This window comes from Breznakia pachnodae (assembly GCF_030814225.1).
Taxonomy (GTDB): domain Bacteria; phylum Bacillota_I; class Bacilli_A; order Erysipelotrichales; family Erysipelotrichaceae; genus Breznakia; species Breznakia pachnodae.
In genome coordinates this window covers 55432-67176 of sequence record NZ_JAUSUR010000007.1, presented here as the reverse complement: position 1 = coordinate 67176, position 11745 = coordinate 55432, and the positions used below count along the sequence as shown (strand labels likewise).

11 protein-coding genes are annotated in these 11745 nt (G+C 33.0%); 8 read left to right on the top strand and 3 right to left on the bottom strand.

The annotated features are described in order from the left end of the window. Window positions 1–7: 7 nt before the first annotated feature. The 7 genes from J2S15_RS16275 to J2S15_RS16245 all read left to right on the top strand — a co-directional run bounded on the left by J2S15_RS16275 (window position 8) and on the right by J2S15_RS16245 (window position 8980). Window positions 8–394 carry a hypothetical protein gene (locus tag J2S15_RS16275; protein ID WP_307410248.1) on the top strand — a complete coding sequence of 129 codons (387 nt, stop codon included), beginning with the start codon at window positions 8–10 and terminating at the stop codon, window positions 392–394. Between the two features lie 9 nt (window positions 395–403). Continuing rightward, window positions 404–1207 (top strand): conjugal transfer protein TrbL family protein, encoded by an 804-nt coding sequence (locus tag J2S15_RS16270; RefSeq protein ID WP_307410246.1) that lies wholly within the window; start codon window positions 404–406, stop codon window positions 1205–1207. A 14-nt stretch (window positions 1208–1221) separates the two neighbouring features. Beyond that, on the top strand, window positions 1222–4032 hold the full coding sequence (locus J2S15_RS16265) for a VirB4 family type IV secretion system protein (protein ID WP_307410244.1): 2811 nt from the start codon (window positions 1222–1224) through the stop codon (window positions 4030–4032). 2 nt (window positions 4033–4034) lie between these two features. Then, window positions 4035–5513: a M23 family metallopeptidase gene (locus J2S15_RS16260; protein ID WP_307410241.1), complete on the top strand. Its 1479-nt coding sequence runs from the start codon at window positions 4035–4037 to the stop codon at window positions 5511–5513. 69 nt (window positions 5514–5582) lie between these two features. Then, entirely contained in the window at window positions 5583–6146 is a 564-nt protein-coding gene (locus tag J2S15_RS16255) for a hypothetical protein (protein ID WP_307410239.1), read from the top strand. 111 nt (window positions 6147–6257) lie between these two features. Continuing rightward, a complete protein-coding gene (locus J2S15_RS16250; protein WP_307410237.1) occupies window positions 6258–6902 on the top strand; it encodes a hypothetical protein in 645 nt (214 codons plus the stop codon). A 146-nt stretch (window positions 6903–7048) separates the two neighbouring features. Beyond that, window positions 7049–8980: a hypothetical protein gene (locus J2S15_RS16245; protein WP_307410236.1), complete on the top strand. Its 1932-nt coding sequence runs from the start codon at window positions 7049–7051 to the stop codon at window positions 8978–8980. A gap of 634 nt (window positions 8981–9614) precedes the next feature. Here J2S15_RS16245 and J2S15_RS16240 read toward each other — a convergent pair. Genes J2S15_RS16240 through J2S15_RS16230 form a run of 3 tightly spaced genes read right to left on the bottom strand, consistent with a single transcriptional unit; the run spans window position 9615 to window position 10609 of the window. Continuing rightward, a complete protein-coding gene (locus J2S15_RS16240; RefSeq protein ID WP_307410234.1) occupies window positions 9615–10040 on the bottom strand; it encodes a hypothetical protein in 426 nt (141 codons plus the stop codon). A 25-nt stretch (window positions 10041–10065) separates the two neighbouring features. Further along, window positions 10066–10293, bottom strand: coding sequence for a hypothetical protein (locus J2S15_RS16235; RefSeq protein ID WP_307410232.1), 228 nt, complete (start codon window positions 10291–10293; stop codon window positions 10066–10068). Further along, on the bottom strand, window positions 10259–10609 hold the full coding sequence (locus J2S15_RS16230; protein WP_307410230.1) for a hypothetical protein: 351 nt from the start codon (window positions 10607–10609) through the stop codon (window positions 10259–10261). The genes J2S15_RS16235 and J2S15_RS16230 overlap by 35 nt, the downstream gene beginning before the upstream one ends. A gap of 307 nt (window positions 10610–10916) precedes the next feature. Here J2S15_RS16230 and J2S15_RS16225 point away from each other — a divergent pair, with 307 nt between their 5' ends. Further along, window positions 10917–11669, top strand: a complete 753-nt coding sequence (locus J2S15_RS16225; protein WP_307410228.1) for a hypothetical protein — start codon at window positions 10917–10919, stop codon at window positions 11667–11669. The last annotated feature ends 76 nt before the right edge of the window (window positions 11670–11745 follow it).

The window sequence follows — 11745 nt, the reverse complement described above, 5'->3', positions numbered from 1 at the left end:
ACTTATTATGAAAAAACTAAAAGGAATAGTACTAAAGGCTCGTCAAAACATGACGAGATTTTTTATTTATACAGGAATTATGTCAGTAACTGTACTGGCATCTACAGAATATATAGGAGCTGAGGAATCAGCTGCAGATAAGATTAAGAATGCAATTGTAAGTGGTATTACCTCACTAGTTGGTGTATTGAAAGCAGTAGGTGGTGCAATATCAGGATTAATAACCATTATTACAGGAATAGGAGTAATCATTATCCTGATCATGATGATTGTAGATGTAACCAGGAACAATGGACAAAATGATGTCTGGGGTAATCACTCTACTAAATTTTTCTGGCTAATGGGTATTGCAACTGTTGCTGGATTAATTACTGCAGCATTCTTCCTTGGATAGGAGGTACACATGAATTTTATACTGCGTTGGGTAACAAAGCAAATGACAGGTCTTTTCGAAGACTGTTTTACAATTGCAATAGAAATGTCGAAAAGTGCATTTAGCAATGCTGCAGTAAAAGGAATTTTATCAGGATTTAAAACAATAGGATTACCACTTGTTGGAATTGCTATTCTTGTCTTATTGATCAAAAAGATTATCGCCATTATGGATGGTGGTGAGGTCTCCTTTGGTGATACGATCATGCGAATATCGATTGGAGCTATTATCTATCAATATGGTGTAACGGCAATGAAGTATTTTTATATTTTGCTATTAGATACAGGAAAAGATGTAATTGAAGCAATCACAATGACAGGAGATGTGGAGTTTAATGCACTTGCTGAGATAAACGACCTAGGTGGTTTATTTACAGTAATTCTACTTATCATCGCCATTTTCTATATGATGAAATCAATTTTAAGTTTACTGGAACGGTTTTGGATGTTTCTAGTATCACTTACACTGTTGTATCTATACATACCAGGATACATTGCTGGAAATGATGAAGGTCTCATTATGTGGTTTAAACAGTGTACCGCAATTGCACTAACTCAAATTATGCAGACAATTATTCTGGTATTAGGAATGTCGCTATATTTAGCTACAGGAAGCATTGCAGACTTCTGTCTAGCAATAGGAGCGGTTATAGCTGCAAGTAAAGTTGATCAAGTCCTTGATAAGTGGGGAATGTCTTCTGGCGGGAAATTAGGAAATCTTGCTAGGAATGGAATGTCCACAGCATTTTATGCAAGGCAAATGTTCATTAAGTAATTGGAGGATTTGTAATGGAAATAAAAAAAGAAGAAAAAACAATACGTTATTACCCAGATTTTGTTTCTTCCATGTTGATGATCAAAGGACTGTACTTTTATGAATGGTTCTTTGGTATTTTGGGATTAGTAATTCCCTTTTTTGCAATGGGACCTCTTGGTCTAGTATTTGGATTAATGATTCTTGTTGCAGTTTTAGCAGTCTGTCATCGACAGAATGGAAGAGAAAACTTGTTAGGCCAATTAGTTTCATTTTTGAATTTTGCACTATCAAGTAAAATGGTAATAAAGAAAGAGAGGGAGGCATTGGAAGAATTTGAAGTTATTGAAGAATCAGATCAATCTGAAGTAGGAAATAAAAAAAGAAGAAAGAAAAAAAGTTCGAAAAAGAAAGAACCCAAGAAGAAGGTTAACAAATCGCAAAGAAAGCGAAAAGAAAAGTATATGCAAGGTTATTTTCCTTTTCGATCAATTCATGATAATTATATAAAAATGGAGGATGGAAGAATCTTTCTATTTCTAAGAATCCAAGGGAATAACTTGGATTTTTTAAATTTTGCAGAACTTGATAATCTGTTTAAGAAATTAAGTAAATCGATGGATCGTTCAAAATTTAAAATAAGTTTTTTTATCGAAGACTCGGTTTTTGATATCAAGCATAACATAGGTGTTGTTAGAAAAGCAGAAGAGAAAAGAAATGTACTATTCTTAAAACGTCTAGCAAATGAAATCGCCTTGATGTTACAAGGACAAAGAAAAGATGCGAATAAAAAAGAACCATATTTGCGATGTGAAATTACTGAAAAAGAGTTAAGGACAAATGGTATCGATGATATACGAAACTCTTTGAAGAAAACGTTCAAGGATTCTCTTAATTTATTAGATACTAGTCAGCTTGAGCTGAAGCAATTGTTGGCCATCTATGGAAATCGAATTTTCTCTAATAATATTCCTGATAGTGAAATGGAGTATGAGGATGAATATGAAACGTCATTACTAACCAAAAAGAAGAAATCTTTTGAAGAACAACAGTTACCTGGTATCTATGAATTTAAAGATATGATTTGTCCAGTGACTACAGTATTTCAACCTTCTTCCGCAAAAATTGGTAGTAATGTTGTAAAGACATATGGAGTATCCAGTTTTATTGGTGCTACAGATGATACAAATATATTATCAGAGGTTTGTTCATTAAAAGGAGTAGCGTCTGCTATCTATGTAGACGACTTAAAATTGAATAAATATAAAGCAAGTTTGAAACTAAGTGTAAAATCAAAAAATTCTACAGCTGTAGATGAAATTGATGCAATCGATCGAGATGTAGAAACAGCGAGTATGAAAAGTAATTATCGAAGAATAAAAGAAACAAAACAACGGATGTACTATATATCAATCGTGTTTAAACTATCTGCTCCTACACAAGAAGAAATGGATGAACTGGAAGAGAAGTTTTTAGAGAAATGTAATGATGTCGATATTACAGTAGATCCGCTTATTACAAAACAAAAATTTGGTTGGATGTCTACAAACCCTATTGGAGATAATAAACTAGCGCCGTTCATTAAGCAAAATATTCCTTCTGAATCAGTAGCTAATCTTTATCCATTCAATGACTCATCATTGATGGACAAAGAAGGATTACCAATTGGTGATATCACAGACAAGAATTTAAAGGTATTATTTGATACTTTTGAAGATCGTGGGTCCAATAATAACATTCTTATTCTAGGTAGATCAGGGCAAGGTAAGACGATTCTTTTATGGTTGCTGTTAATGAATGAAGCAATCAAAGGAAGTTTCATAAGGAACATTGATATTGAAGGTATCTGTGGGAAGTTTATAGAGCGTCTAGGCGGGATTAATATGAATATGGCAGGTAATAATAAATATGTTATAAACCCTCTCCATATCCGTATTCCTGACGAAATACAGGTAGGTATTGTTGATGATTACGTAAGTGAGGTTACAAAATGGATGAGTATTTACAAATCCAAGTGGGATGATGAGTTGTTAGATTTATTTCAAGACTATTTGTTTAAGACATACGAGTTAAAAGGAATTACAAATGACAGTGATCTAAGAAATAAGAAAGCAAATGAATATCCATTATTCAGTGATGTCTATGGTCTGATTCAACATGATAAAGATAACTATAATCCAAAAATATGCTTAGGTACAGAAGCGCAGCTTAGAAAGATGTTGCTTGGTATGAAAGCGATGGTAAGTGGTGCGGATGCAAAACTATTTAATCGATACACATATTTAGGTGATGAAGATATTCAAAACGTTGAAATCATAAACTTTGACTTTAAAGATATGATGAACTCGGCATTAGATAGAAGAATTGCACAAGCTGCAAATGTATTTACTTACATATCTCAATTCGTTAATGGAAATATGGATCGTAGTAAAAAGATTGTTGTTAGTATGGATGAAATTCATACATGGCTAAAGAAACAATATATGGCTCTAGTGGAGATTATGGATGATTATGAAAGACGATTCAGAAAGTATCGCTCAAGCTTTATAAAGGCCAGCCAGACAATTGAAGAATTTAATACAGATGATGAGGATTTACGAGCAAAGGTAAAAACCTTATTCTCACAACCATCTGTTAAGTTCTTATTTCATTTAGGAGACATTGATTATTCAATTACGAAAAGTCTTCTGAATTTAAAGAATATAGAAATTGATAAATTGAAAGAAGACCGTGAAGGAAAATGTTTGATGAGAATTGGAAGTGTTGTATATGACTTAAGTGTTATGATGCCTGAATGGTTTGCAGAAGTTAAGCCTGACGTAAAGAAAGCGCAGGCAATGAGTTAACTATGGCTTGGCAAAAGTATGCTGCAGAGGCAGCTGCTAAAGTTGCAAGTGAAGTGTTAGGTGGCAAAAAGAAAAATGGTGGTGGAGGTACTGCTGCAATCGCTATAATAGCGATTGCAATTGCTCTACCTGTGATAGTAATTGTAGCTCTCTTTACTGGAGGTAATGGAGGTGATGTAGATATCTACGAAACAGCATTTAATAAAGTAGGCTGTGATAATGAATATTACTATGTAATGGAAGATATTCGTTTCTTTGATTCTTATACTAGACCAGATGGGGATGAGCCAGATGATACTGATAAGTTAGCTGATCGGCTAAAGACGGATTATCTTGTAGTAAAGGAAAGTGCTAAGTCAGATATTCCTGGAGAAGATTGGTATAAAGGTAAAATATGTTTACTAAAGACAGATGATGATATATATGAAACTTTAGTATCAAAATATAATGTGGATGAAGAATTGAAAGAAGAGATTTATGAAACAATTAAGCAAATACGTAATGGAAGACAAAACTTTCAAATGCCTGCATCAGATGCAGATGTAATTGCAATTTATGGTGATGTAACTGGATTAGAGGGAGTTGTACTAGATAGTAAAAGTGGAACAGAAGTTCTTGCAATAGCTGATGGAGAAGTCGTTGAGATTGAAACGAAAGATAGTACTTATACTTCAGCTACTAAGGAGTGCGAAAAAGAAAAAGGATGTAGTGTGTCTGCAGTTGATAAAACTGAAGGACTAACTGTATTGATTAAGCATGAGGTACAAAAAGGAATTAATAAGCAAGGGGATTATGATACTAAAATTATGTACTCTTATTTCACAAATTTAAAAGGTGTCTCATTAAGTGTGGGTGATAAAGTAGAACAAGGGAAACCTATAGGAACAAATAATAAAGATACGATTTATTTTGAGATATGGAATTCAAATAAAAAAGTAGTAGATCCAAATGAGTATATGTATATTGTATCGTCTACTTCGTTATTACCTATGGAGTGGCCATTCGAAATAACTAGTGAGATGGGACCACGAGAACCACCATATGGAGAACATTATGGTTTGGATATGAGTAAAGCAGAAAATGCAAAAATTATGTCAATAGGGAATGGAAAAGTGGTTGATGCAGGTAATAGTTGCGATGGGTTTGGTGGGCCTGTTTGGTGTCCGCCAAAAGATGGAAATATAATGGCAGGTGGAGGAAATTATGCCGTTATTAAAACTCAGGTAGATGGTAAAACATATTATATACAATACGATCACATGGCAAAAACATTAGTGAAAACTGGAGATAAGGTTGTTGCTGGTCAAACAATTGGTTTTCAAGGAAACTCAGGCAATTCATATGGATCTCATTTACATCTTGAGATACACACAGATGGAATTAATACAGCATCTTCAGCAGATGTAGTAAATCCAAGAGATATTATTGCGTTCCCAGCGGAAGAAGAACAAGTTGTACCAGAGGCACCTACAATGGAATAGAAGAAATGTCAGTCACTGATATCTTAGAGTTATTAAATTAAAAGAAGGAAAATGAAACGAGGTTTTAAAATGAAAATAAAAGAAATAATAGCATATAGTAAAGAAGTATTGTATTATGGGAAATCAAAGTATTATACAGTATACATGATTATAGATATTATAAGTCTGATTTTGAAAATGTATTTAGGATTTGTGATGGCTAAAATTATGATTAAGGGTCTTATCTACTTACCTATGATAGAAGAAGACTATAATGCATTTTTGAATGTCTTCCAGACACTATTACCACTTGTGTTTTTATTGGCACTTGTACATATGGCATACGTAAAGTTCATAGAAAGAAAACAAATATTTATGAATTTTTATTTATCAATTATTGCATCATCACCAATCACCATTTTTATGGTTATTTTAATCATCAATGGTTTAAGTGTACCTAGGATCAGCAATCAGTATTTAAATGAATTAATGATAGTTGGAACTCCGTGGATGGTGTGTTTAGTAATACAAACTATAATGAGAATCACAGTTAGAAAAAAGAATCTTGCATTTTCAAGTGAGGGAAGTAGATATGATAAAATGCAAGAAGCATCAGAAGAGAAGAGTAAGGTGGAGCAAGATGTCAGTGACTGACATCTTTTACAAGAAGTTATGAGTAGTAGAAACAGAAGTAAGAATTATGTTTTTCCTATATATGTTATGATAATGATAGTAATTTTTCTAATCATTAAAGGAGGAAATGGAATGAGTAGTGAATTAATAACGGCGTTAGTTAGTGCTGGTGTAGGAGCGCTTCTGACACTTATCATAACATTGTTTTTAAATAAGAGAGATAAGCAGTTAGAAATGCGTTGGATTATCTATAATGATTTGATTAAAGATATCTATGATGCAAAGAAGATTGCTGGAAAATATATTAAGGAGTTAGGAAATATATGGACATATTATGAAGGGATAGATGATACAGGAGATAAAGTAAATTGTGTTGCTGATTTCTCTTATTTGCTAGAATTGTCAAATGAATTTTTCCAAATAAGAAATCACTTTTTAATGTACTCAAAGATGTATCAAGGGAAAGCTAAAAATAAATTATCACAACTGCATTCAAAGATGTTTCATAAAGAAAACAAGATTACAATATTTACTAATTACTTAATAGAGTGTAATACTGTATTTCATGATGATGGACTTTATATTCGAAAAGCACATGATGATTTACATGGTTTTTTCATTAAGTTAAGAGAGAGTGGAACCACGCATCCTGGCGGAATAAAAAAGGGTGTAAGTAGAATAATATCAAAGTTTAAAGCAAAGGATATAAAAGTAATTGAGTTGTCAGAGTTGCCAATTTTAGAGTATATGTACGGGACATTTAAAGGTGTAATTTAAGAGATATTAGTGGTTGACATGTTAATGAGATTAAAATGAAAAAGGCATAAACTGCAATATTTTGGCATGAACTGTACTTTCTGTATATTAATAGTGTTGTATAATTAATATATAAAATATCTATTTTAGAAGAAAGTGAGGAGATTATGAAGAAAGTATATAAGATTTTGACGGTTTTCTTTATCATGATTACAGTAATGCTTATGAATGTTAGCGGCGAAGTCAAAGTACAAGCTACAGAGCAAAATGTAGATGTTTGGGATGGAGGAGTAGATATTTCTTGGTATGACTCTTCGAATATTAAAACATCATACGATATTCTTAATGCAAAACAATTTGCTGGATTGGCTCAACTGGTGAATGCAGGGGAAGATTTTGATGGAGTAATCTTGAATCTGACCACAGATATTGATTTAAATAATATCGAATGGACACCAATTGGAGGAAGTAATAGATTTACAGGTGCTACCTTCAATGGTAATGGTCATACTATTATGAATTTAACTGTAACAGCAGATACTAATTTTTTCTATGGATTATTTGGATGGACTCAAAATGTACAATTAAACAATATAATTGTAAAGGATGGGAATATCATAGCTAATGGTGGAGAAGTTGGAATGCTTGTAGCTGATATGATTGGTAATAGTAATGTTTACCAATGTTATACTTCGGGAACGGTGGTTTTTACAGATGGAATTGCAGATGCAGTTGGAGGAGTTGTAGGACAAATATATAATGATAGTGATGGGAGCTATGCATCAATAAAAGAGAGTGGATCATCTGTTTCCATAACGTCAGATCAAGCTGGTCAATATGGCGGTATCATAGGCTGGGTATCAACATATGATAATTCACTTTTTGAAATTACGGATTGCTATTATGCTGGAAAACTAACTGTTTCGGATCCTGGGGCTGCAACAAATGGAATTGCAGGAATTGCAGTTTCAATTATTGGATATGGTTTCCCTGATAATCCATCAGGAGAATATAAAATAATAAATTGTTATGTATCAGGAATAGTTGAAAATACAGGTGATACAACTTCTGCTCTAGGTATAGCATTAGTGGATGGAACAGTAAGTAACTGTTATTGGAATTCAGCATTGGGAATTGTTGGTGTTCAGCAAATGACGTGGGACAAAGCAAATGCCGGCTTTATACAAGGAACAGGACAAACTACTAGCACAGAAGAAAAAAGTTTAGAAGCATTTAAATCAAGCGATTTTTTAGCAACATTGAATAATGGAGGAACAACTTGGGGAATTCTAAATAATAACTCAGAATATCCATATCCATTATTAACTTGGCAACTAAAAGCTTTTGCTGCTGATTACGCTCTTGTAGATCAAGCACTTGGAAAGGTACCCGCTGATTTAAGTATTTATACAGTAGAAACAACAAATGCATTAAATAATGCGATAGTTGGAGTAATTCGAGGAAAAGATGCTAGTGAACAGAGTTTGGTTAATAGTTATGCAACAATGATTGAAACTGCAATTCAGCAATTGGAATATAAACCAGCAGATTACACGAAAGTTAATGTTGCAACTGCAAAAGTACCATTAGATTTGAATATATATACTGATGAAAGTGTGAAGGAATTGAATAATGCAATAAATGCAGTTGTTCAAGGAAAAAATATAACAGAACAAAGTATTGTTGATGGGTATGCAAAAGCAATAGAGACCGCGATAAATCAACTTAAGTATAAGTCAGCTGATTATACAAAAGTAAATGAAGCAATTTCAAAAGTTCCATCAGATTTGAGCATTTATACAGATACTAGTGTAAATGAATTAAACAAATCATTAGAAGCAGTGGAAAAAGGAAAAAATATTACTGAGCAAGAAGTTGTTAATGGATATGCAACAGCAATTGAAAATGCAATAAGCAATCTAAAAAAGAAAACAATAGTTGTTGATGGTATTGATGTAGACGATAATAAAAAAGATAATAAGGTAGTCAAAGCAACCAGTACGGATGATAGAACGAACGTATCTCTTTTGATAACTATGTTGATAGTAAGTGGTGGAATTCTTATCCTAAAATACAAGAGTAGTTCAAAAGGAATTTAAATAAAAAGTATTGAATAAGTAATTCAAATTAAGTAGATATTGTAAATTGATATCTACTTTTTTAATACGTGTAACGAAAAAAGTAAATGGATTTTCATGCGAGACAGACAGAAATATTACAATTTTGATATGCGAATTGAATTCTAATATTGGTGTCATGGTTTATGATTTTAAAATATAGGTATTACACTTTCGAGAGTGTGGTTTAAGAGGTGTCAGTCACTGACATCTCTGGCAATTGATTGATAATATGAAGAGTTAATAGATAAAAGAAATGAAAAAATAGAGAAGGAGTAATAAATAAAATTACAATATGTCAGTGACTGACATTTGACTAGATGTAGGATTTGTGCATGAAAATGCGCATAGGAAAAGCTGATAAACAAAGGAGATTATTATACTTATAGGTAGAAACTGCGCAAAAAATGCGCAGTTATATAACAATTTGCGCATAAATCTGCGCATTCATTAGTTTTCAATATCACTGATGAATAAAGGGATTTCGCTCGGCTCTGCCGAGCGATGTGGTCTAAAACGCGCAATTTTTGCGCGTTTTATTTATCCTGCATACTCACAAAGTGAGTTTTAAATGGAGAGATGTCAGTGACTGACATCATGCTCCATAATATGTGGATTACTCTGTATCTGGGTCTTCGTCTTGCGGTTCTGCAGTCGGTTCATCCAGTGCTTTTAACTCTTCAAGCAAGCGAGCCATTTCAGGGTTCTTACCTGCGTACTTTTCAAGTGTATCCAAGTTCTTTTGTTGAGTGATTAGTTCTTGCATTTTATCGTTAAGTACTTGCTTTTTATATTGAGCAGTTCGCTTGTCGGTATAGGCTTTCATGTCTACAACATCAATCACATCAGTAATGTAACGATACTTTGTAATTGCGTCAATCTCACTTATAAGGCTAGTAACTTGTGCCGTGATAGGTTCTTCATCATAATTAGGGATTACGACATAGTCGTTCTTTTTGATTTTCTTGGTTGATGAGTAAATTCTAGGTTCACTACCATACTCCTCGTTAACTGCAATTGCTAAAAAATAATATTTCTTCATTTTTATTTCCTCCTCGTTTGTACGTTTAAAATGAATTTGTTTCCACAACGATATTGTGAATGGTTGTATATTCTTCGTTGGGCTTTCGTGAGATATATTCTTCAATATTTTTGTAAAATATATCCATTGCGTGTTGTTCGCTTTCGGCAATAATCGTTACATTGTGTTCAAGTAATCTATCAAATGAAATTGTGAATACTCTCATGACTACAATGTGATTATGCTTTGAATTTGCCTGTGCTATCGTTTTCATTTTCGTCAACGGTAAGAAATTCCATTGACTTTGCAACGAGTTGGTAAACAAGTAGTTCCGTTTGTTGCAATGGATTTTTTGATAGCGGTACTGCTTTGGCAAGACCAAGAGTTTCCATAAAACCTTCACATTTTGCGATAGTGGCTTTTTTGAAATTGTTCTTCAATTCAAGTAAGCCTTTTTTACTGTCGTAAACGTGAACGTCAACGATGTCGGTTTCGTTCTCATCCGTTTGGATGCGAAGTACACCATGCTCTTGATTGTCGTCCACATGAAATGATTGGACAACACCAGCAATATTAAATTTTGTCAGCATAAAAATCCTCCTTTCTTAAATTACATTCAAGTTTGCAGTTTTTTGGTTTGCGACCTCGACTGCACCTGAAAAATAACGCGCATGTCAATGAAAATTACAAGCACGACGAAGTCGCTTGATAGGAAATTTGCGTGCAAATTTACGTATGCTTGTAATTCTCATAATGCGTGTTATCGATGACGCAGGAGAGGTCGCAAACCAAAAAAATAAAGTTTCGTTTTCAATGTAAACAAATCCTGTATAATATTTATATAAATATAAAGTTAAATTCTATACGTAAGTGAAGTGCAACAAAGGAAGGAAAAAAATGAAAAGAGGAATCGTATTATTACTTGGAGTTGTGTTATTAACTCTATTAGTTTCAAGTGGAACCGATAATGAGGAAGAAAGAAGACAAGTTGAAGAAGAACGTGAATCATATGAAGAACGTAGAAAAGAAATAAGGGATAAGAAAATTGATGAATATACAAATATTGTAAATTCTCACAAGAAGCTTAACATTATTGATATAGGATATTATCAAGATATTGAACATGAACAGTTACTTTATACATATATATTTGAGAATGAAAGTGATAAATTTATTGCATATACTCCGCAAATACAAGTAACTGTATTTGATAGAGATGGACATGTTATTGCAGAGCAAAAAGACTCTTTTTCGTTTGCACCTGCAGGAGAAAAATTAGCAGGTACTGGAAGTATCTTCACCTATGGGAAAATAGTGGATACTGTGACTTTTACCCCTGTTGTGAAGAGAGATAATTTTCATTACACGTTATATGAGACGGATGGCGCGCTGAAAGTAAGTAATACTAATGATTATTTTGATTACGATGGTTACCCTCATTTTACAGGACAAGTTGAAAATATTTTTCTTGATGATATTGCTCCTTTACGGGTAATAATTGTAATGAAGAATAATAATAAAATTGTTGGAGGGGTAGCTGCGTACGTTGGAAGTCTGTCTATTGGATCAACTTTATCTTTCGAAACAATGGACTATTATTATCAGTCTCACCCATCATACGATTCGTATGAAATATACTTAGTTAGATAGAAGACATTGAAAACTACATATTCATGTAGTTTTTTTGTTTGTAAGCAGTTATAAAGTAAATGAATACTCAATAAAA

Excerpts from the sequence above, each read along its gene's own strand:
- J2S15_RS16275 (WP_307410248.1), top strand. The coding sequence starts at position 8 with ATGAAAAAACTAAAAGGAATAGTACTAAAGGCTCGTCAAAACATGACG.
- J2S15_RS16270 (WP_307410246.1), top strand. The coding sequence starts at position 404 with ATGAATTTTATACTGCGTTGGGTAACAAAGCAAATGACAGGTCTTTTC.
- J2S15_RS16265 (WP_307410244.1), top strand. The coding sequence starts at position 1,222 with ATGGAAATAAAAAAAGAAGAAAAAACAATACGTTATTACCCAGATTTT.
- J2S15_RS16260 (WP_307410241.1), top strand. The coding sequence starts at position 4,035 with ATGGCTTGGCAAAAGTATGCTGCAGAGGCAGCTGCTAAAGTTGCAAGT.
- J2S15_RS16255 (WP_307410239.1), top strand. The coding sequence starts at position 5,583 with ATGAAAATAAAAGAAATAATAGCATATAGTAAAGAAGTATTGTATTAT.
- J2S15_RS16250 (WP_307410237.1), top strand. The coding sequence starts at position 6,258 with ATGAGTAGTGAATTAATAACGGCGTTAGTTAGTGCTGGTGTAGGAGCG.
- J2S15_RS16245 (WP_307410236.1), top strand. The coding sequence starts at position 7,049 with ATGAAGAAAGTATATAAGATTTTGACGGTTTTCTTTATCATGATTACA.
- J2S15_RS16240 (WP_307410234.1), bottom strand. The coding sequence starts at position 10,040 with ATGAAGAAATATTATTTTTTAGCAATTGCAGTTAACGAGGAGTATGGT.
- J2S15_RS16235 (WP_307410232.1), bottom strand. The coding sequence starts at position 10,293 with ATGAAAACGATAGCACAGGCAAATTCAAAGCATAATCACATTGTAGTC.
- J2S15_RS16230 (WP_307410230.1), bottom strand. The coding sequence starts at position 10,609 with ATGCTGACAAAATTTAATATTGCTGGTGTTGTCCAATCATTTCATGTG.
- J2S15_RS16225 (WP_307410228.1), top strand. The coding sequence starts at position 10,917 with ATGAAAAGAGGAATCGTATTATTACTTGGAGTTGTGTTATTAACTCTA.